The organism is Streptomyces sp. 3N207 (assembly GCF_052246355.1).
In the GTDB taxonomy this organism is placed as follows: Bacteria; Actinomycetota; Actinomycetes; order Streptomycetales; family Streptomycetaceae; genus Streptomyces.
Genome location: NZ_JBQQBV010000026.1, coordinates 87,791 through 109,997 on the forward strand (window position 1 = coordinate 87,791; position 22,207 = coordinate 109,997).

A 22,207-nucleotide genomic window follows, 5' to 3' on the forward strand; every position below is an offset into this window, starting at 1 on the left:
CCGCGTCACACCGCAGATGTCCGACCGCTGTCGCCGCCAGTACAGGCAACCGACACCTGACCGCCGGTCTCGGGCCGCCGGCCGCGCGCAGCGAAGCGCTCCAGTGCATGCGCCGTCTCCAGCGGCCGGTCCTCCGGCAAGAAGTGGCCGCCGCCGGGGATCAGCTCCCGCCGGGCGCCCGGGATCGCGGCAGCCAGCCGGTCCGCGGTCGGCGGGGCGAGCCAGCGGTCCTCCTCGCCCCACAGCACCAGCGACGGCACCGCCACCTCGCCGAGCCGGTCCACCACCTCGCGGGTGTCCTCGAAGCTGACCGCCTCGACCTGGTCGAGCCACCGGCGCTGCCCGTCAGCGCCCTGCCACGGCGCGGCGTAGGCGCGGGCGGCCTCGGGTGGCATGGGGTGGTGGGTCGCCGAGGTGAACCGGGCGGCGACGAGGTCGCCGAAGATGTCCGCCGGCATGGTGCGGTAGACCTCCGCGTGCCGCTGCTGGTGCTCGGTGAAGGGGGTGTTCCACGGCCCGAGCACCGCCGCGTCCACCAGCGCGAGCCGGGCGGCGGCCAGCCCCTCCAGCAGATGCGCACGCGCGACGACCCCGCCCCCGATGTCGTGCCCGACCAGCATGGCCCCTCCGTCGTCGATGCCCCAGTGGGCGGCCAGTTCGACCAGCGTGCGGGCCTGCCGGGCGATGGTGGGCGCGACTCCCTCGTCCGCCCGGGAATCCCCGTATCCGAGCAGGTCCCAGACGTGGACGGTGTGGTTGCGGGCGAGGACCGGGGCGACCTCGCGCCAGAGGTACGACGACGCGGGAGAGCCGTGCGTCAGCACGACGGGCGGGCCTTCCCCCATGACGTACGTGGCCACTTCACCGCCGGACACCCGCACTCGTCGTGCCGTGTTCGTCTGCATCCCGCCCACACCGATCACTCCCCGATGCTTCCCTCGTAAGGGGTAAAATTCCTGTTATCCAGTTACGGTAGCAGGGAGCGAGCAGCAGGGAGTAAGGCGTGCAGGTACTTTTTTCCGATTACGGCTGGGGAGCCGGAACGGCCACCGATCTGGTCAACACCTCGCCCCGGGTCAGAAGCGCGGGCGAGGCCCTGCCCGACCCCGATGCGCTGACCCGCTTCCTCACCGAGCACCGGGTCCCGGTTCCGGGCCCGGTCCCGGGCCCGGTCGGCGGCACCGGGCCCGCCCCGACAGCCGATGATGTGCTGTCCGTCCATGCCCTGCGCGACGAACTGCGCGCCTTGCTGGAGTACGGCAGCGAGACGGAGATGGCCGACGCCGCCAACGCGATGCTGAGCCGGAGCACGCTGGGCGCCCGCCTCGGGCGGGACGAGGCGGGCACCTGGCAGTGGTACGTGCACACCGCGCCGGACGCGGCGCCCGGGGTGCAGCTGGCCGCACTGTCCGCCGTAGGCGTCCTCGGCACCCTGCGCACCCTGGGCGCCACCCGTTTTCGCGGCTGTGCAGCGCCGGACTGCGACGGCGCCTTCATCGACACCAGCCGCGCGGGACGCCGCCGCTACTGCATGCCGGAACTGTGCGGCAACCGCCAGAACGTGGCCAACCACCGAGCACGCGGCAACCGGCGCGAAGGGGCCTGACGGCCGCCCGGCAACAGACTCGTCAGCAGGGCATCCGGGCAGGCCGCCGACAGGCTCGTCAGCGCGGTCCGAAGCCTCCGTACGGCCGCAGCGGGACGATCCGGAACTCCGACATCTCCTTGCGGGCCAGCGGAAGCGTGTCCACAGCCGCCTGGGCCTCCGCCAAGGACGCGGCCTCCAGCAGGAAGCAGGCCCCCGGTCCGTCGGCACGCAGCCAGATCTGCCGCAGCACCCCGTCCGCGTACAACTTCCGTACCGTCTCGGCCTCTTCCGGCAGCACAGCGGCGAACTCCTCTTCGGAGTAGCGGTCGCCGTAGCGCTGGGTCATCACCATGAATTGCATATGCCGGACCATATGCCGACAAGTCACCGCACGGTGCTGGGGCCCATGGCGGCCTCACCCGGCCGACCTCGTGAAGCTGTACCGGACCCGGCCCTCCTCGGACACCGAACACCGGAAGCCCGCCTTCTCCAGCACCCGGACCGAGGCGGGGTTCGACAGTTCCACGTCGGCGAACACGGTGCGTACCTCCGGCGAGGTGAAGGCGAACTCCGTCAGGGCACGGGCTGCCTCGGCGGCGTAGCCCCGGCCACGGCGGGAGCCGACCATGCCGTAGCCGATCTCCAGCGCGCCCTCGCTCGGCGGCCAGAACAGACCGATCGAGCCCACCACCAGGCCGCTGTCCCGCTCGATGACGAGACGGTGACCGTAGCCGCCGAGCCAGGCGGGGAACTGTGCGAAGAGGCCGGCGACGACGCGGTCGCCTTCGGCGGGAAAGTCGTCCGCCCACTCCGGCGACCGGGCGCCGCCGAGAACCGCACCGGCCTCGGCCGTCGTCCACGGCCGCAGCACGAGCCGATCGGTGACCAGCTCCGCGGAAGTGGCGGACTCCGCAGAGGCAGACGAAGAGAGGGAAGGGAAGGAAGAGGGCGAAGAGGGAGAAGAGGAAGAAAACGAGGAAGACACGCGTCACTCCTGATCGTGGGTACGACCGGACCGCGCTCGCTACCGCGCGGGCCGGTAAAGGGCAGGCTGAGGACGGCCGACGGCGGCCATATTCATCAACCCCCCTGTCCCTTGATCACGCACACGCGCCTCTCGCGCTGCGTCTCGCGCTGCCGGGACGCTAACAACCTCCCCGCAGCCCCGGCAAAGGCTTTTGCGGCGGACTCACGCAGCAGTCACGGAAGGGTCAGTATGCGGGGGCCCTCTTCGGTGATGGCGACGGTGTGTTCGATGTGGGCCGCCCGGCTGCCGTCGGCGGTCCGCAGAGTCCAGCCGTCGGCGGCGACGCGGTATGCGTCACGGCCACCGGCCATGAGCATGGGCTCGATGGCGAGGGCCAGACCGGGCCGGAGGGGGTAACCGCGGCCGGGCCGCCCGCGGTTGGGCACGTGGGGGTCTTCGTGCATACGCCGGCCGATGCCGTGCCCGCCGAAGTCGGCGGGCATACCGCAGCGAGCTGCCTCAGCGACCGTGCCGATGGCGTACGAGATATCACCGATGCGGTTGCCCGGCCGGGCGGCGGCGATGCCTGCGTCGAGCGCCTTCCGGGTGGCGTCGACCAGGTCCCGGTCGTCGGCCCTGGCGGTGCCCACGGTGAAGGAGATGGCGGCGTCACCGGTCCAGCCGTCGAGCTCGGCACCGCAGTCGATGCTGACCAGATCGCCGTCGCGCAGCCGGTAGTCGGTGGGGATGCCGTGCACGACAGCGTCGTTGACCGAGGTGCAGATGACTGCCGGGAAGGGGGTCGGGGCGAAGGAGGGCCGGTAGCCGAGGAAGGGGGAGCGGGCACCGGCCTCGGCCAGCACCGTGCGGGCCGCTTCGTCCAGTTCGCGCAGGGACACTCCCACGGCCGCCGCTGCACGGACGGCGGCGAGTGCCCGGCCCACGACACGCCCGGCCTCGCGCATGGCCTCCAGCGCCGATTCGGTCTTGATCTCCACCATGCCCCGCATCTCCTTGTCCACCACCACGCCAGGTGCGCCTGGCGCACCTACGACGTACGCCTGGCTCCCCCGCGACCCAATTCTTATACCGGTATTAGTATCACGGACATGGTGCGGACTCCTTTGACCCCTTGGGAACGGCAGCGCGGAGAGCAGTTGGGGGCACTGCTGCGTCAGGCACGCGGCGAGCGCAGCATGGTGGAAGTCGCCTCGGCGGCGGGGGTGTCGGCTGAGACCCTGCGCAAGATCGAGACCGGCCGCGCACCGACCCCTGCCTTCTTCACCGTGGCCGCACTGGCCGTCGCACTCGGCATGTCCCTGGACGAGCTGGCCGCCGCGTGCGCACAGGACGCCGGCTGGGACCCCGCTTTGTCGGCCTGAACCTCCGGCGTGCTCCCGCGGGGCGCCGGTTGCCGCAGGCACAGGGCGGCTACCGTCCCAGGAACTCGGCCCACCACTGCCCCAAGGCCACCGGATCCACCGAGCGACCGCGCTGTTCTGCCCACGGTGAAGACCGGCCCGACCGGGCTCGGCGATCACTACAGTCCAGCCTCATGACGACGATTACAACGCGCACGGTCGAATACCCGGCCGACGGCCTGACGATGATCGGGCACCTCGCGCTCCCCGCCGGTGTCGACCGCCGGCCCGCAGTCCTGATCGGGCCCGAGGGGCCGGGCCTGAACGACTTCCAGCGCCGTCGGGCCGAAGCCCTCGCCGAGCTGGGGTACGTGGCGCTGGCCTTCGACCTCCACGGCGGGCGCTGGTTCACCGACCCGCAGGAGATGCTGGCGCGCACGACGCCGCTGCTCGCCGACCCCGACCGGATGCGGGGCATCGGCCATGCGGCCCTCGATGTGCTGCGTGCCGAACCGCGGACCGACCCCGACCGGATCGCCGCTGTCGGCTACGGCACCGGGGGCGCAATCGTGCTGGAACTCGGGCGCGACGGCGTCGATCTGCGGGCGATCGGGACAATCAACGCACTGACCACGGGCCGACCGGGCGAGGCGGCGCACATCCGTTGCCCCGTGTGGGCCGGGGTGGGATCGGAGGACCCGATCATGCCCGCTGAGCAACGGGACGCCTTCGCCGCCGAGATGCAGGCCGCGGGCGTCGACTGGCGCCTCGTGGTCTACGGCGGAGCCCTGCACGCCTTCCACCACCCGCCGGTCGACCAGACCGTGGTCCCTGGCGTCGACTACCACCCGCAGCACGCGCAGCGAGCCTGGCACGACATCGTCGACCTGCTCGCCGAGTGCCTGCCCATAACGGAGTGAGCCAGAGCGTCAGGACTGCCGTCGCCATGAGCCGTCGCCATGACACGACAGCGGAGGAAAAGGACATAAAGCCTGAGAACCTCCATGCACTCCGCTACGTCTGAGCCATGTCGACGAAGCGGGAGTAGTGGCCCTGGAAGGCGACCGTGATGGTGGCGGTGGGGCCGTTGCGGTGCTTGGCGACGATCAGGTCCGCCTCGCCCGCGCGCGGGGACTCCTTCTCGTAGGCGTCCTCGCGGTGCAGCAGGATCACCATGTCGGCGTCCTGCTCAATGCTGTTATGGATCAGTATGCCGTTTGCCGTGAAATTATGCGTTCCAGGAACCGTGGCATCGTAGACCTTCTGCTCGCCCAGGCTCTCGATAGAGACAACCTCGTCCCAGCAGACGTCACTCGTCGCGACAAGCTCCAAGTGCTCGTCTTCCAGCACTTGGGCAATCCGGGACAGTCCACTGTGCGATGGGCTTATGGCCGGATTCAGATCACCACGACTCGCCGTCCCTACTGCCTTCTGCAGTCGGAACGGGTTGGTCTGGCGCTCCTCCACGGCACTCCGGACCCGGCTCCGCACCTCTGCCGGGATCGTGTCGGAGCTGCCAGCGGCGTTCATGGCATCGAGCCTGTGCAGGGCTTGGGTGACATTCCCGGAACGGGCTCCGAAAACGCCAACATTTTCGAGGAACTGACGCTGATCTGTCACCCCGCACACGTCCACGGTCCAGCCAGGCCGCCCCTTCGTCTTCCCCACTCTCCGCAGCCGCGCACGAATGTCCAAGCGCAACAGGAGCAGCTGCAGATCTCGCGCGAGCCGCTCGCTCGTCGTCGCGTAACAGACGTGCACCGCACCGGATGTGGAGACGGTCACTGACCCATCCGTCGCCCACAGGTGGTGCAGGAACAGCCGTACCTGGTCGTCGGGTAGCCCAAAGATCTCCGACGGCAGGAACTTCTCGTGGGCCCGCTTGCCATAGAGCCCGAAGCGCCCCAACCACTCCGCGATGGGGTTGCGGGGGCCGTGTGTGAGCCGGAAGGGCGCAGGCAGGTATACGTGCCACCAAGCGTCCTGTCGCTCCCTACGCGGCACGATGCCGAAGTGGGCAGCGGCCTCTTCCACGGCCCGCAAGTTCGCTTCGTCGTTGCTTGTGTAGTGGATGGGCTGTCGCGGTGCCACACACCCGTCGCCGAGCATGTGGGCCAGCATCACTACCTCCAGCTCAGGCCACGCCTTCGTGTGCGCTGGAGCGTCGATCCGCCTCGGCACAGCCACGCGTGAGCCGACCACCAGCTCGCCGAGCGGCTTCCAGCCGTCGTACGTCAGGAACGGGTGGTTCGCCGTCGCTTCGATCTCCCGCCCGGAAGCCAGCTTCAGCCGGAAGACCTCCTTGACGCCGCTCGGGAAGACATGAGTCATCGTCCGAGGCACGAGACGCAGTTGCTCGTCCAACGACCAGACAGGCACATTCCGTTCGCCGCTCTCAAGCAGCTCGCCCATGGTCACCTCGGCGCCCGTATCGGCGCGCAGCACTCGCGTGCCCGCCGTGACGCACCCCGACTCACGAAGGTCCGAAACCATCGGCTTCTTGTCCGTACGCTGCTCGGGGCCACGGTTCAGCTGCGACAGCGCGATGACCGGGACTTCCAGCTCCTTGGCAAGGAGCTTGAGGTTTCGGGACATCTCCGAGACCTCCTGCTGACGGCTCTCGGGGCGGCGGGAGCCGCCCGTCTGCATCAGCTGGAGGTAGTCGATGACGATCATCTGGAGGTCGTTGCGCTGCTTGAGGCGGCGGCACTTGGCGCGGATCTCCATCATCGACAGGTTCGGCGAGTCGTCGATGTACAGCGGCGCGTCGGTGACCTGCGGCATCTGCCGCGCCAGCCGCGTCCAGTCCTCGTCGGTCATCGATCCGGACCGCATGTGATGCAGCGCCACCCGCGCCTCGGCGGACAGCAGCCGCATCGCGATCTCGTTCCGCCCCATCTCCAGTGAGAAGATCACGCTGGGCATCGCGTGCTTGATGGAACAGGCGCGGGCGAAATCCAGGGCCAGCGTGGAGTTGTGAACGACGATGTCGTTGGCAACGAAGTTGTGCGTACCGTCTACGGTGAGGTCGTATACCTCGTCCTCACCGTCCGGAACAATCGTTTCGATCGGGTCCCACTGAACATCCGAGTCTGCGATATCGATGAGCGAACGGGAGCCGAGTGCCTTACCCAACTCGCGCAACCTGTGCCGACTGATCTGCTGACCGACATGCCAGCTCTCGTTGCGCGGCCTGCCGATACGGGCATTCACCTCAGCCCAGCTCAGGTTTCCCTTCTCAGCCTTGACCAGCTCCCAGACCTCGCTCGGGATCAGGTCCGTATGCGGTTCGGCCATACGCTCGCCGAAAGACTCCAGGACCTCGGTCACCTGTCGCTCTTCGGAGAAGATCCCCACTCGCTGAGCGAAGGTACGGATCTGGTCGAGATCGTGGATCAGCACCTGGTAGGCGGGACGTCGCTCGCCCTCGTACGTCACGGTCCGATCGACGACCTTTGCGACGATGCCGAGCCGCAGCAGTAGGTGAGCGACATCGTGTGCGAGCCGCTCGCTGACCGAGCAGTACCCGACCTGCGGCTGATTGCCCGGCTTCGAGACACAAGCCCATCCGGCAGTGGCGTACAGGCGGGACAAGAAGTGCGCGATCTGGACCTCGGAAAGACGGAAAAACACCTCTGGCACGAACTTGTCGTGGCTCCCCTTGCCCAGCAATCCCCACGCCCGGAGCCAGGTAGTGAGCTGGTCAGCACCGGGGACTGCCGAAGTGAAGCTGAGACGCGAAGGGTGAGTGTGCTCGTCCTTTCCGTTGCGGGGACATTCCGCGTCGCTACAGGGACTTGAGGCGCTGCGGGAAGTGCGCAGCAAGAGGTGGCCGGCGCACCGCTCGGCATCGTGACGGACAGCGGACGAAAGCGCCCGGAGTTCCGGGACCCCGCTTCGCAGGCTGCCGTCACCGAGGAGGTAGCCGGTCAGCGCGACCAGAGCACTGGGCAGTTCGGCAGAGGGGCGGGAGGGCAGGTCTCGGGCGACCGCGATCCGATCGCCGGGACGTAGCTCCTCCAGGGGCACCCAGCCTCGCAAGGTGCGGAAGGGGTGGTTGGGAGTCGCAGAGATCGACCGACCGAGCTGGGTCGTCAGACGCAGCACCGCACGCCGACCGTTAGGGATGAAATCCGAGGGACGGAGACTGCGCAGCTTCCAGTCGTCGGTGAGGCTGTGGACCTGAAGGTCTTCGCCGGCCTGGCCGCGTCGCACGAAGTCCTCGACACTGATGCGCTCTCCCGAACCAGCATCGACCAAAGTGGTGGTGGAACTGACGCACTTACCCATGGCCGGGCGGGCGGCGATGACGATCATCTGGCCCGGGTGGAGGCCGTTGGTGAGGGAGTCGAGGTCGGTGAAGCCGGTGGGGACGCCGGTCATCTGGCCGCTGCGGGAGCCGATGGCCTCGATCTCGTCGAGGGCGCCCTCCATGATGTCGCCGAGCGGAAGATAGTCCTCCGAGGTGCGCTGCTCGGTGACGGCGTAGATCTCGGCCTGGGCGCCGTTGACGATGTCGTCCACGTCGCCGTCGGCCGCATAACCCATCTGGGTGATGCGGGTGCCCGCCTCGACCAGCCGCCGCAGGATGGCGCGCTCGTGGACGATCTCCGCGTAGTACTCGGCGTTGGCCGCCGTGGGAACCGCCTGGACGAGGGACTGGACGTAGCCGGGCCCGCCGACGCGGGCGATCTCACCGCGGCGGGTCAGCTCGGCGGTGACGGTGATCGGGTCGGCGGGCTCGCCCTTGGCGTAGAGGTCGAGGATGGCCTGGTAGACCGTCTCGTGCGCCGGCCGGTAGAAGTCGTTGCCCTTGAGGACCTCGACCACGTCGGCGATGGCGTCCTTGGACAGCAGCATGCCGCCGAGGACGGACTTCTCCGCCTCCAGGTCCTGCGGGGGAACCCGTTCGAACCCGCCGGCCGGGCCCTCGGAGCCGCGTTCGTGCTGCTCGGGGAGGGCGAGCGCGGAACGGTCGCCGCCGGGGCCGCCACGGGAGCCGTTCCCGTATCCGTTGCCGGAGCCGTTGCCCTGGCGGCGCTGCGGTGGCTGCGATGACTGCGGGGCGACCGGGAAGCCCTCCTCGGCAGCGAGGTCGGCGGCCCAGGGGTCTTCCACATGTTCGGGCTGCTGCGTCACCCCGCCTCGCCTCCTCCCACCGGTCTCTCCCACAGGTCCCGTCGTACGGCACAGTCTTACGGCACAGCACTGACAAACGCTGGCAATCGAGCCGCCCGGCCCGAGTTACGGCGCGTCGGTGCGACGGTGAAGAAAGGGGGAACGGACAACGGGCGCTGGTACACGGTAGGTGGCCCGCGCGGTTCAGCCAATCACCTTATCCACAGGGTGGTGTGGACAGCCGTTGCCAACCTGTGGAGAAGCCGCCGAAAGCTGTGCACGAGTCGGGGGACAGCGCTGTGGATTACTCGTACGACCCCCCTCGCCAACCATCCTGACCTGCCGTTTTACCGTCCACCGGCTGTGCGGGAAAAAAACTTCCGCACTGTACCCACAGGAGGATCACCGAGGGTGTTCAAGCCTGCCGCGTACACCGTCAAGTAAGCGGCGGAAGTCGCTTGCGCTCATTACCTGTGGATGTTTGGATCGAATCTATGAGCCCCGCTTCCCCGACCCCGCGCGCCACCGTGCGGCGCCACGACCGTGAGATCATCGCGCTCGCCCTCCCCGCCTTCGGCGCCCTCGTCGCGGAACCCCTCTTCGTGATGGTCGACAGCGCCATCGTCGGCCACCTCGGCACCCCCCAGCTCGCCGGGCTCGGCGTCGCCGCGGCGCTCCTCCAGACCGCCGTCAACATCTTCGTCTTCCTCGCCTACGCCACCACCGCCGCAGTCGCCCGCCGCCTCGGCGCCGACGACCTGCCCGCCGCGCTCCGGCAGGGCCTCGACGGGATCTGGCTCGCGCTCATCCTCGGCGCCCTCGTCATCGCCGCCGCCGTACCGACCGCGCCCTGGCTCATCGACGCGTTCGGCGCCTCCGCGACCGCGGCCCCCCACGGCACCACCTATCTGCGTATCAGCGCGCTCGGCATCCCCGCCATGCTCGTCGTCCTCGCCGCGACCGGCGTACTGCGCGGCCTTCAGGACACCAAGACCCCGCTGTACGTCGCCGTCGGCGGCTTCGGCGCGAACGCGGCGCTCAACGCGCTGCTCGTCTACGGCGCCGGGCTCGGCATCGCAGGCTCCGCCTGGGGGACGGTGCTCGCCCAGTGGGGGATGGCGGCCGTCTATCTGACCGTCGTGGTCCGGGCGGCCCGGCGGCATGGCGCCTCCCTGCGCCCCGACCTCGCCGGAATACGCGCCAGCGGACGGGCCGGAGTACCGCTGCTGATCCGTACGCTGTCGCTGCGTGCCGTGCTGATGATCGCGACGGCGGTCGCGGCGCGGCTGGGCGACGCGGACATCGCGGCGCACCAGATCGCCCTGACCCTGTGGTCACTGCTGGCCTTCGCCCTGGACGCCATCGCCATCGCGGGCCAGGCCATCATCGGGCGCTACCTCGGCGCCTCCGACGCGGAGGGCGCCAAGGCGGCCTGCCGCCGGATGGTGCTGTGGGGAGTGGTGTCCGGAGTGGTGCTGGGTGCGCTCGTCGCGCTGGTGCGGCCGGTGTTCATGCCGATCTTCACGACGGACCAGACCGTCATCGACCAGCTGACGCCGGTGCTGCTGGTGGTGGCCCTCACCCAGCCCATCGCAGGCGTCGTCTTCGTGCTGGACGGCGTACTGATGGGAGCCGGCGACGGCCCCTATCTGGCGGGCGCCATGCTGGTCACGCTCGCGGTCTTCGCCCCCGTCGCGGTAGCGGTACCGGCCATCGGCGGCGGACTCACAGCACTGTGGTGGACGGTCGCCGGCCTCATGATGGGCACCCGCCTGGCAACCCTCGCCCTCCGCGCCCGCTCCGGCCGCTGGGCGGTGACGGGCGCGGTACGGGCGTGAACCACCGCGGGGTGACCCGAGCCCCGACGGCGCCCCAGCCAAGGAGGCACAGGCACCCCGGACAGCAAAGAGGGCGCACCCCTCACGGGGCACGCCCTCTCCTCGACGTATGCCGAGTGCAGCGTTACGCGGCGGCGACGTCCACGTCGACCGTCGCGGTCACATCGGCGTACAGCCGGACGGCGACCTGGTGGGCGCCCAGCGACTTGATGGGCGAGCCCACCTCGACACGGCGCTTGTCCACGTCCGGACCGCCGGACGCCTTGATGGCGTCGGCGATGTCCGCCGGGGTGACGGAGCCGAACAGCCGGCCCTGCTCCCCGGCCCGCACCTTGAGGCCGACGCGCAGGCCCTCGAGCTGGGACTTGATCTCGTTGGCCTGCTCGATCGTCGCGATCTCGCGGATCTTGCGGGCGCGGCGGATCTGCTCGACGTCCTTCTCGCCGCCCTTGGTCCAGCGGATCGCGAAACCGCGCGGGACCAGGTAGTTGCGGGCGTAGCCGTCCTTCACCTCGACGACGTCGCCGGCGGCACCGAGGCCGGAGACCTCGTTGGTCAGGATGATCTTCATGATGTGGTCACCCTTCCCTTAGCGCGCGGTCGAGGTGTAGGGCAGCAGTGCCATCTCACGGCTGTTCTTCACAGCCGTGGCGACGTCACGCTGGTGCTGGGTGCAGTTGCCGGTGACCCGGCGGGCACGGATCTTGCCGCGGTCGGAGATGAACTTCCGCAGCAGGTTCGTGTCCTTGTAGTCGACGTAGGAGATCTTCTCCTTGCAGAACACGCAAACCTTCTTCTTCGGCTTGCGAGCAGGCGGCTTCGCCATGTCTCTACTCCTATGAGTTTTGCTCAGAAGGGTGGCTCGTCCGAGTAGCCGCCACCGTTGCCACCGCCGGGGCCTCCGCCCCAGCCGCCGCCACCGCCGCCCTGACCGCCACCGGCCGGGGCGCCCGTTGCCCACGGGTCGCCCGCGGGGGCGCCGCCGCCCTGCTGGCCGCCAGGACCGCCGGGGCCGCCGCCCCAGCCACCGCCCTGGCCGCCACCGCCGCCGAAGCCACCACCCTGACCACCGCGGCCCGTGGTCTTGGTGACCTTGGCCGTGGCGTTGCGGAGGCTGGCGCCGACCTCGTCGACGTCCAGCTCGTAGACCGTGCGCTTGATCCCCTCACGGTCCTCGTACGAGCGCTGCTTGAGGCGGCCCTGCACGATGACGCGGGTGCCCTTGGTGAGGGACTCGGCGACGTTCTCCGCCGCCTGCCGCCAGACCGAGCAGGTCAGGAACAGGCTTTCGCCGTCCTTCCACTCGTTGGTCTGCCGGTCGAAGGTGCGGGGTGTGGACGCGACACGGAACTTCGCGACCGCCGCACCGGAGGGGGTGAAGCGCAGCTCGGGGTCGTCGACGAGATTGCCGACGACCGTGATGACGGTCTCGCCTGCCATGGGTGAACCTCTCGGCGTGCTGCTGGCTGCTGTGGTGCCTGGTGGAGCTCAGTGGAGCTGTGGTGCGTGATGCGTGGTGTTCTGACTACTCGGGAGTCGGCCTCAGTGGGTCGACGGGCGGAGGACCTTGGTCCGCAGAACGGACTCGTTCAGGTTCATCTGCCGGTCGAGCTCCTTGACCACAGCGGGCTCGGCCTGGAGGTCGATGACCGAGTAGATGCCCTCGGGCTTCTTGTTGATCTCGTAGGAGAGACGACGACGGCCCCAGGTGTCGACCTTCTCGACCTTCCCGTTGCCCTCACGGACGACGGAAAGGAAGTTCTCGATCAGGGGGGAGACAGCGCGCTCCTCCAGATCGGGGTCGAGGATGACCATCACCTCGTAGTGACGCATGTGGAACCCACCTCCTCTGGACTCGGCGGCCACGGTCGTTCCGTGGCAGGAGGGTCGTGATGCGTTTCCACGCCCATGGAGCACCAGGGACGCAGACGGGCCAGCTTACCTGGCCGCGGCCTTCCGGTTGAAATCCGGGGGTAACCCGGAGCAATCTGGACACCTCAGATGTGAGCGGCGTTACAGTTCGCGCCGCGCTCTGACAGGAGGTGCCGCATGGCACAGGCAGTGCGCTGGACCCACCCTCTCTCCTATCTGAACACCGACGGCAAGCGGCATCCCGTGGAGAACTCCTTCGCGGCCGCGACCATGCTGCTGGGCCTGGTGGCCGTCATCTCCGCCTGGTGGCCGGGGCTGCATGTGCTCGGCTCGTGGACGGGGCTGGTCGGCATCCTGGCCGGGGCCTGGGGCCAGTACATCTCGGCGACGACGGGTGAACGCTTCGTCACGATCATCGGTCTCGGCGCCGCGGCGTTCGGCTTCTATCTGGGCGTGGCGCACGGCGGCCTGGTGCCATAGGGCAACACCTCGTACGAACCCAGGGAGGCGGTGCGCAACCGCGGCGTGAAACCGCCTCCCTGGGCTCGGCCCTGGGCCGAACGGGGCGTTGCGGGGCACAGTAGGCTTCCGGCGAGCATCAGTCAGTTCGCCGGAGGAGCGTCCCGCCATGAGCCTGACCCTGAGGACCGTCAGCCGAGAGCAGCATCTGGCGTATATCCAGAGCCTGCCGTCGGCAAGCCACTGTCAGGTGCCCGCCTGGGCGGACGTCAAGAACGAGTGGCGCGCGGAGAACCTGGGCTGGTTCGACGAGCGTACGGGCCAGATGGTGGGAGCCGGGCTGGTGCTCTACCGGCAACTGCCGAAGGTCAAGCGCTACCTCGCGTACCTGCCCGAGGGCCCGGTGATCAACTGGTACGCGCCCAACCTGGACGAGTGGCTGCGTCCGATGCTCGACCACCTCAAGAAGCAGGGCGCCTTCTCCGTGAAGATGGGCCCGCCCGTGGTGATCCGGCGCTGGGACGCGGCCGCCATCAAGAAGGGCATCCAGGACCAGGACGTCAAGCGGCTGCGGGACATCGAGGCCACCCATATCGAGCCGCGTGCCTTCGAAGTCGCCGACAAGCTGCGCCGGATGGGCTGGCAGCAGGGCGAGGACGGCGGCGCCGGTTTCGGTGACGTACAGCCGCGCTATGTCTTCCAGGTCCCGCTGGAGGGCCGCTCCCTCGAAGAGGTGCACAAGAACTTCAACCAGCTGTGGCGCCGCAACATCAAGAAGGCCGACAAGGCGGGCGTGCAGGTGGTCCAGGGCAACATGGCCAACCCGTACGACCTGGACGAGTGGCAGCGGCTGTACGAGATCACCGCCGAGCGCGACAAGTTCCGCCCCCGCCCCAAGGCGTACTTCCAGCGGATGTGGAACGTCCTGAACGCCGAGGACCCGCAGCGGATGCGGCTGTACTTCGCCGAGCACGAGGGCGAACGCATCTCGGCCGCCACGATGCTCGTCGTCGGCGGGCACGTCTGGTACTCCTACGGCGCCTCGGCCAACCACAAGCGCGAGGTGCGGCCTTCCAACGCGATGCAGTGGCGCATGCTCCAGGACGCCTACGCGCTGGGCGCGAGCGTGTACGACCTGCGCGGTATCAGTGACTCCCTGGACGAGAACGACCACCTTTTCGGCCTGATCCAGTTCAAGGTCGGCACCGGTGGGCAGGCGGCCGAATACCTCGGCGAGTGGGACTTTCCGCTCAACAAGCTGCTGCACAAGGCGCTCGACATCTATATGTCGCGGCGCTGAGCGCGCTCCCCGCGCCCGACACGCCTGACATCCAGACCCCTTCAGAAAGGTTCCGTACCGGCCATGGCGCTCTCCCTCTACGTCGACACCGATCGCTGGCGGGCGCACCAGCAGACGGTGATTCAGCAGTTCCCGGGAATCGTTCCGGTCTGCAAGGGCAACGGCTACGGCTTCGGCCACGAGCGCCTGGCAGACGAGGCCACCAAGTTCGGGGCCGACATACTGGCCGTCGGTACGACCTATGAGGCGGCCCGTACGAAGGACCTGTTCGGCGGCGATCTGCTGGTGCTCACCCCGTTCCGCAAGGACGAGGAGCCGGTGCCGCTGCCGGACCGCGCCATCCGCTCGGTCTCCTCGGTGGAGGGCGTGGGCCTGATGCGCGGGGCCCGGGTGGTCATCGAGGTGATGAGCAGCATGAAGCGGCACGGGGTCACCGAGCAGGACCTGCCGCGGCTGCACGCGGCCATCGACGAGGTCCGGCTGGAGGGCTTCGCCATCCATCTGCCGCTGGACCGGGCTGACGGCTCGGACGCGGTGGAGGAGGTCATCGGCTGGATGGACCGGCTGCGTGCCGCGCGGCTGCCGCTGGAGACGATGTTCGTCAGCCATCTGAAGCCGGAGGAGTTCGCCGTCCTCCAGCAGCAGTTCCCGCAGACCCGCTTCCGCGCGCGGATCGGCACCCGGCTGTGGCTGGGCGATCATGCCGCCACCGAGTACCGGGGCTCGATCCTGGACGTGACGCGAGTGGCCAAGGGCGAGCGGTTCGGCTACCGGCAGGCCAAGGTGTCGGGCGACGGCTGGCTGGTCGTCGTCGCGGGCGGCACCTCGCACGGGGTGGGCCTGGAGTCCCCCAAGGCCCTGCACGGCATCACGCCGCGCGCCAAGGGCGTCGCCCGCGCGGGCCTGGCGACCGTCAACCGCAACCTCTCGCCGTTCGTCTGGGCCGGCAAACAGCGCTGGTTCGCGGAGCCCCCGCACATGCAGGTCTCCATCCTCTTCGTCCCTGCGGATGCGCCTGAGCCGCATGTGGGCGAAGAACTGACCGCGATTCTGCGCCACACGACAACAACGGTGGACCGCACGGTGGATCGCTGAGTCGCGCCCGAAGGGGCCCGGGGAACAATTCCCCGGGCCCCTCACTCACATGCGGAGCGCTCAGCGCTCGACCTTGCCGTCGATGAAGTCCTGCACATTCTTCCGCGCGACATCATCGAAGTACTGCACCGGCGGCGACTTCATGAAGTAGGACGACGCCGAAAGGATCGGGCCACCGATACCACGGTCCTTGGCGATCTTCGCGGCGCGCAGCGCGTCGATGATGACGCCCGCCGAGTTGGGCGAGTCCCACACCTCGAGCTTGTACTCCAGGTTGAGCGGTACGTCGCCGAACGCGCGGCCCTCCAGGCGGACGTACGCCCACTTGCGGTCGTCGAGCCAGGCGACGAAGTCCGAAGGGCCGATGTGCACATTGTCGGCGCCCAGGTCCCGGTCGGGGATCTGGGAGGTGACGGCCTGCGTCTTGGAGATCTTCTTGGACTCCAGCCGCTCCCGCTCCAGCATGTTCTTGAAGTCCATGTTGCCGCCGACGTTCAGCTGCATCGTACGGTCCAGGACGACGCCGCGGTCCTCGAACAGCTTGGCCATCACGCGGTGCGTGATGGTGGCGCCGACCTGCGACTTGATGTCGTCGCCGACGATCGGCACACCGGCGGCGGTGAACTTGTCCGCCCACTCCTTGGTGCCGGCGATGAAGACGGGCAGCGCGTTGACGAAGGCGACCCCGGCGTCGAGGGCGCACTGCGCGTAGAACTCGACGGCCGACTGGGAGCCGACGGGCAGGTAGCAGACCAGGACGTCGGCCTGCGCGTCCTTGAGCGCCTGGACGACGTCGACGGGCTCGGCGGCGGACTCCTCGATGGTCTCGCGGTAGTACTTGCCCAGGCCGTCATAGGTGTGGCCGCGCTGCACGGAGACACCGGTGGGCGGCACGTCGCAGATCTTGATGGTGTTGTTCTCGCTGGCGCCGATGGCGTCGGCCAGGTCGAGGCCCACCTTCTTGCCGTCGACGTCGAAGGCGGCGACGAACTCGATGTCGCGCACGTGGTAGTCGCCGAACTGGACGTGCATCAGACCCGGCACCTTGCTGACCGGGTCGGCGTCCTTGTAGTACTCGACGCCCTGGACCAGCGATGCGGCGCAGTTGCCCACGCCGGCGATGGCTACGCGAACCGAACCCATTCCGGTTGCTCCCTGTTTGTTCTCGCTGAGGCTGCGACGGAGCGCGGCCTCATCTGTCGGTGTTGTCGGACGGACCCGGCGCTGGGGGTTCCGGACCGGTCTCCCGCTCCGGGCGCCCCGAACGCTCGGTTCCGTTCCGCTCGCTCTCGATGAGTTCGCTGAGCCAGCGGACCTCGCGCTCCACGGATTCCATGCCGTGTCGCTGGAGTTCCAGCGTGTAGTCGTCGAGGCGCTCGCGGGTGCGGGCCAGGGAGGCACGCATCTTCGCGAGCCTCTCCTCCAGCCGGCTGCGGCGTCCTTCCAGCACGCGCATGCGGACATCGCGCGAGGTCTGGCCGAAGAACGCGAAGCGGACGCCGAAGTGCTCGTCCTCCCACGCATCGGGACCCGTCTGGGAGAGCAGGTCCTCGAAGTGCTCCTTGCCCTCGGCCGTCAGCCGGTAGACGATCTTCGCCCTGCGCCCGGCGAGCGGTGCCGCCTGTGCGCGTCCGGGCTGCTGCTCCTCCGGCTCCCCGCTCGGCTCCTCCACCAGCCAGCCGCGCTGCACCAGCGCTTTGAGGCAGGGATAGAGCGAGCCGTAGCTGAAGGCACGGAAGACGCCGAGCGAGGTGTTGAGCCGTTTCCGCAGCTCATACCCGTGCATCGGTGATTCGCGCAGCAGACCGAGAACGGCGAACTCGAGAACGCCTGAGCGCCTGCTCATCGTCCGCCCACCTCCATCCACAAGCGCTTATCCCGCGCTTATCTCGCTCTGATGTATCGACTCGATACATCCCGACGATAGAACGCCGCTTCGGGAGCGACAAGAGGGGGGTCGGTGAAGGGACTCACATCACTGATTCACCGCAGTCCCTTTGCGTCGATTGCGGTGAATAGGGGTTAAGGCGGGTTTTGAAGCTGCGTAGTCTGTCCGCTGTGCAGACCACGAGTACCGGGAACCATGCGACGTCAGTGAGCGTCCTCGTCCCCGGTGCAGTGCGCCCGGGCCTGGTCTTTCCGTCCCGGCGCACTCGGGGGGACCAGATGCCAACTGCCACCTTCAGGCGCAAGGGCCGCCTGCCCGAGGAGTAGCTGTTCCAATGAGCGGAAACCGTCGAAAGCCGCCGCAGGGGCGCGGCCGTCGTGCGGCGCAGCCGCCACCGTCCCCCGGTCGTCGCGCAGCATCGCGCGGCGGGCAGGCACCGCCCTCCGCACCGGGCCCCGAAGGGCACGGTCGCCGAGCCGTGCAGGGCCACGGGGCGGCGCCGGGCGCGCCGGGACACGGCGGTCGTGCGGAGGCCAGGAGGGCCGCGCAGAGTGGTGGGGGCCGACGACGGGCCGCCGCCGCGGCGGCGAGCGCGCAGGGCGCCCGGCGCGGCCGGGGCCGCGGACGCGGGGTGCCGGAGCGTAAGCGCTTCATCGACTACCCGCGCGCGGGCAAGTACGGCGTACGGCGCTGGCTCCCGTCCTGGAAGCTGGTGAGCGGCACCTGCTTCGGCTTCTTCGCGCTGATGATGGGCGCGCTGGGGATCGGCCTGCTCCTCGTGGACGTCCCGAACGACGAGCTCGCCGCGGCCCAGGCGCAGAAGAACGTCTACTACTGGAAAGACGGCAGCCAGATGGTGGTCGCCGGCGGCGGTGACCAGAACCGGCAGATCGTCGGCATCAACGAGATCCCCGAGCACATGCGGTGGGCGGCCATCGCCGCGGAGAACGAGACCTTCTACGAGGACAGCGGCGTCGACCCGATGGGCATCGCCCGCGCGGTCTTCAAGATGGCCACGGGCGGGGAGACCCAGTCCGGCTCCACCATCACGCAGCAGTACGTGAAGAACTCCTACCTCGACCAGTCGCAGACCCTCACCCGTAAGGCCAAGGAGCTGCTGATCTCGATCAAGGTCGGCGGGGTCAAGAGCAAGGACGAGATCCTCGCCGGCTATCTGAACACCGGCTACTACGGGCGCGGCGCCTACGGCATCCAGGCGGCGGCACAGGCGTACTACCACAAGGACGCCAAGAACCTCGACGCCAGCGAGAGTGCCTTCCTGAGCGCGACGCTGAACGGCCCGAATCTCTACGACCCGCAGGGCGGCGTCGGTTCCGCGGCGACCCCGGAGAAGAACCTCAAGCGGGCGAAGGCCCGCTGGTCCTGGACGCTGGACCGCGAGGTGGCCATCGGTCGTATGGACAAGTCCAAGCGCGACGCGATCAAGGCCAAGGGCTTCCCCGATCCCGAGAAGCCGAAGAAGTCGACCGAGCTGAAGGGGCAGACCGGCTACCTGGTGCAGTTGGCGGACAACTACATCAAGAACCTGCCCGCCAGCGAAGGCGGCATCTCCGAGCGCAGCCTCGACCAGGGCGGCTACCGCATCCACACCACCTTCGACAAGAAGAAGGTCCAGCAGCTCCAGAAGACCGTCGAGGCGGTCAAGAAGAAGAACATCGACCCGGAGAAACGGGACGTCGACAAGTACGTCCAGTTCGGCGGCGCATCAGTCCGACCACAAGACGGCGCGATCCAGGCCATCTACGGCGGTGAGGACGCGGTCAAACACTTCACCAACAACGCCGACTACACCGGCGTCCAGGTGGGCTCCACGTTCAAGCCCTTCGTGATGGCGGCGGCGATGCGGGACGGCGTACGCGATCCGAAGGGGCCCGAAGTACAGGCCCCGGACATGCGCACCAAGGTCTCACCGAAGAGCGTCTACAACGGCAACAACAAGATCAAGCTGCGGAACTACGACGGCACCGTCTGGCACGACAAGGACGGCCGCGAGTGGCACCAGAAGAATGACGGCAATGAGAGCCGCGGCATGATCAACCTGCGTACTGCCATGCAGTACTCGGTGAACACCCCCTTCATCCAGCTCGGCTGGGACGTCGGCACCGAAAAGGTGAAGCAGGCGGCGCTGGACGCGGGCCTCACCAAGGACAGCCTCGCCCGCACCACACCCACCTTCTCGCTCGGCACCTCGCAGCCCAGCGCCATCCGGATGGCCAGCGCCTACGGCACCTTCGCCACCAGCGGTACGCAGGCCGATCCCTACTCGGTCACCAAGGTCGAGCGAAAGGGCGAGGTCCGGTACGAGCACAAGAGGGTGACCAAGCCCGCCTTCGACCGGCCGGTCGCCGACAACATCACCAGCATGCTGGAGACCGTCGTCCAGAAGGGCACCGGCACCACGGCCAAGGGCCTGGGCCGCCCCGCGGCGGGCAAGACGGGTACCACGGACGGCAACAAGTCCGCCTGGTTCACCGGCTACACCCCTCAGCTGTCCACCTCGGTCGGCATGTGGCGGGTCAACGACAAGGCCAAGTCGCAGAAGTTCCTGGAGATGTACGGCGTGGGCGGCCAGAAGTCCATCCACGGCGCCTCCTTCCCGGCCGAGATCTGGACGAAGTACATGAAGCAGGCCCTGAAGGGCGCCCCGATCAAGAAGTTCCCCGTGCCGGAACCGATCGGTGAAAAGGTCTACGGCGACGGTGCGAGCCCGGATCCGACGCCGACCAAGCCCTCGGCCCCGCCGACACCGTCCGACGAGCCCAGCCAGACCCCGTCCGACAAACCCTCCGAGACCGAGTCGCCGTCCCCGTCCCCGTCGAACACGAGCTGCCCGCCGTTCGACCCGAACTGTGACGACAACCAGGACAACGGCGGAAGCGACAGCGGCGGCGCTGACGGCGGCGGTGGTGACCCAGGTGGCAACACGGGTGATCCCGGCGGCGGCGATCCCGGCGGCGGCGATCAGGGCGGCATCTTCGGCGGCCCGAACAGCTACCGGCGAGAGTGACGAAAAGGCCCACAGAACGGCCTGCTTCGAACGGCCCCCGGCTCGGACTCCGAGCCGGGGGCCGTTCCCGTGCGCGGCGTGCGGCAGGATGAATTCCATGACGAGCGCCCCCACCGAACGGAACCCCGCTCAGCGGCGGCCTGGCCGGCCACCCGCCGCACGCCCCGTCGTACAACCCACGGACCACGACGAGGTGGCGACAACCGCGAGCGAAGTGGCCGGCGGTCCGGCAGGACGGCGGACCGTGGACGGACCAGGGTGGTGGACCCCGCTCCGCGTGGTGGTGGCAGTCGCGCTGGGGATGTACGCGCTCGGCCTGCTGCAGAAGCTGCCCTGCCTGGACGGCGCCTGGTTCTCCGGACAGACCTCGCAGTACGTCCACGCCTGCTACTCCGACATCCCGCACCTCTACAACGGCCGCGGCTTCGCCAGCGGGCTCACCCCGTATCTCGACCGCATTCCTGACCGGATCTCCGGCGGGATGGAGTACCTCGAATACCCCGTACTGACCGGGGTGTTCATGCTGATCGCGGCCAAGCTGACGGTCGGTGGGAACTCGCTCCAGCAGGACGAGCAGCTCTACTGGGTGGTCAACGCGGGGATGCTGATGCTCTGCGCGGCCGTGCTGATCGTCTGTGTGGTCCGTACCCACCGCAACCGCCCCTGGGACGGCATGCTGGTCGCGCTGGCGCCGGGGCTGGCGCTGACGGCGACCATCAACTGGGACCTGCTGGCCGTGGCGATGACGGCCGCGGGGATGCTGCTGTGGGCCCGTTCGCGGCCGCTGGCGGCGGGCGTGCTGATCGGCCTGGCGACGGCGGCGAAGCTCTACCCCGTACTGCTGCTCGGGCCGCTGCTGCTGCTGTGCTGGCGGGCCGGGCGCTGGGGCGCCTTCGGCCGTGCTGCCGGAGGAGCCGCCGCCTCGTGGGCGGTGGTGAACGTGCCGGTGATGCTGCTTTCCTGGCAGGGCTGGGCGAAGTTCTACACCTTCAGCCAGGAGCGGCCGGTGGACTTCGGCTCGCTATGGCTGATCATCCAGCAGCGATCCGGACGCACGTTCGATGACGCCAATGTCTACGCCACCCTGCTGATGATCCTCGGCTGTGCCGGTGTCGCCGTGCTTGCACTGTGCGCCCCCCGCCGTCCCCGGTTCGCGCAGCTCGCCTTCCTGGTGGTCGCGCTGTTCGTGCTGACCAACAAGGTCTACTCACCGCAGTACGTACTGTGGCTGATTCCGCTGGCAGCCCTCGCCCGGCCCAGGTGGCGCGACTTCCTCATCTGGCAGAGCTGTGAGGCGCTCTATTTCCTGGGGATCTGGATGTACCTCGCCTACACCGGATCCGACAAGCACCACGGCCTCCCCGAGGACGGCTACCAACTCGTCATCGCTGCACATCTGCTCGGCACCGTGTATTTCTGCGCGATGGTGGTGCGCGATGCGCTGCGGCCCGAGCACGACCCGGTCCGCAGGGATGACGGCTCGGACGATCCCGGCGGCGGAGTCCTGGACCGGGCGCCCGATGTGTTCAGCCTCGGCACCCTCGCCCGCAAGCCGGCGCTCCAGCGCTCTGGCCTCCCCATTCGGCGGACTGTTGTGCGCTGGGGGGCCACGTTGCGGGAGTGAGGGCGACATCCCCTTGCAGCGTGGTTTCACGTGAAACCCCACTTCACATGAAACAACAAGACCCGGGCC

Annotated in this window: 20 protein-coding genes; 9 read left to right on the forward strand and 11 right to left on the reverse strand. The window is 68.7% G+C overall.

Annotation, left to right across the window (positions count from 1 at the left end; translation table 11 throughout):
* Positions 1-5: 5 nt before the first annotated feature.
* Complete coding sequence (locus ACTWP9_RS30640) at positions 6-905, reverse strand: alpha/beta fold hydrolase (RefSeq protein WP_443249572.1); 900 nt, start codon at positions 903-905, stop codon at positions 6-8.
* A 98-nt stretch (positions 906-1,003) separates the two neighbouring features.
* On the opposite strand from ACTWP9_RS30640, the gene ACTWP9_RS30645 reads away from it, so the two are divergent.
* Positions 1,004-1,606 (forward strand): CGNR zinc finger domain-containing protein, encoded by a 603-nt coding sequence (locus ACTWP9_RS30645; RefSeq protein WP_443249573.1) that lies wholly within the window; start codon positions 1,004-1,006, stop codon positions 1,604-1,606.
* Positions 1,607-1,664: 58 nt separating this feature from the next.
* On the opposite strand, the gene ACTWP9_RS30650 is transcribed toward ACTWP9_RS30645, so the two are convergent.
* The 3 genes from ACTWP9_RS30650 to map all read right to left on the reverse strand — a co-directional run bounded on the left by ACTWP9_RS30650 (position 1,665) and on the right by map (position 3,556).
* Positions 1,665-1,949 (reverse strand): muconolactone Delta-isomerase family protein, encoded by a 285-nt coding sequence (locus ACTWP9_RS30650; RefSeq protein ID WP_443249574.1) that lies wholly within the window; start codon positions 1,947-1,949, stop codon positions 1,665-1,667.
* Between the two features lie 54 nt (positions 1,950-2,003).
* On the reverse strand, positions 2,004-2,459 hold the full coding sequence (locus ACTWP9_RS30655) for a GNAT family N-acetyltransferase (RefSeq protein WP_443249575.1): 456 nt from the start codon (positions 2,457-2,459) through the stop codon (positions 2,004-2,006).
* Between the two features lie 329 nt (positions 2,460-2,788).
* A complete protein-coding gene (gene map, locus ACTWP9_RS30660) occupies positions 2,789-3,556 on the reverse strand; it encodes a type I methionyl aminopeptidase (RefSeq protein ID WP_443249576.1) in 768 nt (255 codons plus the stop codon).
* A gap of 108 nt (positions 3,557-3,664) precedes the next feature.
* On the opposite strand from map, the gene ACTWP9_RS30665 reads away from it, so the two are divergent.
* Positions 3,665-3,937, forward strand: coding sequence for a helix-turn-helix domain-containing protein (locus ACTWP9_RS30665; protein WP_443249577.1), 273 nt, complete (start codon positions 3,665-3,667; stop codon positions 3,935-3,937).
* A 173-nt stretch (positions 3,938-4,110) separates the two neighbouring features.
* Positions 4,111-4,836 carry a dienelactone hydrolase family protein gene (locus ACTWP9_RS30670; protein WP_443249578.1) on the forward strand — a complete coding sequence of 242 codons (726 nt, stop codon included), beginning with the start codon at positions 4,111-4,113 and terminating at the stop codon, positions 4,834-4,836.
* Between the two features lie 94 nt (positions 4,837-4,930).
* Here ACTWP9_RS30670 and ACTWP9_RS30675 read toward each other — a convergent pair whose 3' ends face one another.
* A complete protein-coding gene (locus ACTWP9_RS30675) occupies positions 4,931-9,088 on the reverse strand; it encodes a replicative DNA helicase (protein WP_443249579.1) in 4,158 nt (1,385 codons plus the stop codon).
* 440 nt (positions 9,089-9,528) lie between these two features.
* Here ACTWP9_RS30675 and ACTWP9_RS30680 point away from each other — a divergent pair, with 440 nt between their 5' ends.
* On the forward strand, positions 9,529-10,872 hold the full coding sequence (locus ACTWP9_RS30680) for an MATE family efflux transporter (RefSeq protein WP_443249580.1): 1,344 nt from the start codon (positions 9,529-9,531) through the stop codon (positions 10,870-10,872).
* Positions 10,873-10,996: 124 nt separating this feature from the next.
* On the opposite strand, the gene rplI is transcribed toward ACTWP9_RS30680, so the two are convergent.
* The 4 genes from rplI to rpsF all read right to left on the reverse strand — a co-directional run bounded on the left by rplI (position 10,997) and on the right by rpsF (position 12,705).
* Positions 10,997-11,443 carry a 50S ribosomal protein L9 gene (rplI, locus tag ACTWP9_RS30685; RefSeq protein WP_443249581.1) on the reverse strand — a complete coding sequence of 149 codons (447 nt, stop codon included), beginning with the start codon at positions 11,441-11,443 and terminating at the stop codon, positions 10,997-10,999.
* 18 nt (positions 11,444-11,461) lie between these two features.
* Positions 11,462-11,698: a 30S ribosomal protein S18 gene (rpsR, locus tag ACTWP9_RS30690; RefSeq protein WP_003978893.1), complete on the reverse strand. Its 237-nt coding sequence runs from the start codon at positions 11,696-11,698 to the stop codon at positions 11,462-11,464.
* Between the two features lie 23 nt (positions 11,699-11,721).
* The gene (locus tag ACTWP9_RS30695; protein ID WP_443249582.1) at positions 11,722-12,312 is read right to left on the reverse strand and encodes a single-stranded DNA-binding protein; all 591 of its coding nucleotides are present in this window, start codon (positions 12,310-12,312) and stop codon (positions 11,722-11,724) included.
* A gap of 102 nt (positions 12,313-12,414) precedes the next feature.
* A complete protein-coding gene (rpsF, locus tag ACTWP9_RS30700; RefSeq protein WP_443249583.1) occupies positions 12,415-12,705 on the reverse strand; it encodes a 30S ribosomal protein S6 in 291 nt (96 codons plus the stop codon).
* Positions 12,706-12,921: 216 nt separating this feature from the next.
* Between rpsF and ACTWP9_RS30705 the strand changes: the two genes are divergently transcribed.
* From ACTWP9_RS30705 to ACTWP9_RS30715, 3 genes are all read left to right on the forward strand, one after another.
* A complete protein-coding gene (locus ACTWP9_RS30705; RefSeq protein WP_443249584.1) occupies positions 12,922-13,224 on the forward strand; it encodes a hypothetical protein in 303 nt (100 codons plus the stop codon).
* Between the two features lie 148 nt (positions 13,225-13,372).
* Positions 13,373-14,503, forward strand: coding sequence for a lipid II:glycine glycyltransferase FemX (locus ACTWP9_RS30710; protein WP_443249585.1), 1,131 nt, complete (start codon positions 13,373-13,375; stop codon positions 14,501-14,503).
* A 63-nt stretch (positions 14,504-14,566) separates the two neighbouring features.
* Entirely contained in the window at positions 14,567-15,598 is a 1,032-nt protein-coding gene (locus tag ACTWP9_RS30715) for an alanine racemase (protein ID WP_443249586.1), read from the forward strand.
* 60 nt (positions 15,599-15,658) lie between these two features.
* Here ACTWP9_RS30715 and ACTWP9_RS30720 read toward each other — a convergent pair whose 3' ends face one another.
* The gene (locus tag ACTWP9_RS30720) at positions 15,659-16,741 is read right to left on the reverse strand and encodes an inositol-3-phosphate synthase (RefSeq protein WP_443249587.1); all 1,083 of its coding nucleotides are present in this window, start codon (positions 16,739-16,741) and stop codon (positions 15,659-15,661) included.
* A 49-nt stretch (positions 16,742-16,790) separates the two neighbouring features.
* Entirely contained in the window at positions 16,791-17,444 is a 654-nt protein-coding gene (locus ACTWP9_RS30725) for a helix-turn-helix transcriptional regulator (RefSeq protein WP_443249588.1), read from the reverse strand.
* A gap of 376 nt (positions 17,445-17,820) precedes the next feature.
* Between ACTWP9_RS30725 and ACTWP9_RS30730 the strand changes: the two genes are divergently transcribed.
* Positions 17,821-20,514, forward strand: coding sequence for a transglycosylase domain-containing protein (locus tag ACTWP9_RS30730; RefSeq protein ID WP_443249589.1), 2,694 nt, complete (start codon positions 17,821-17,823; stop codon positions 20,512-20,514).
* 97 nt (positions 20,515-20,611) lie between these two features.
* A complete protein-coding gene (locus tag ACTWP9_RS30735; RefSeq protein WP_443249590.1) occupies positions 20,612-22,138 on the forward strand; it encodes a glycosyltransferase family 87 protein in 1,527 nt (508 codons plus the stop codon).
* Positions 22,139-22,207 lie beyond the last annotated feature (69 nt).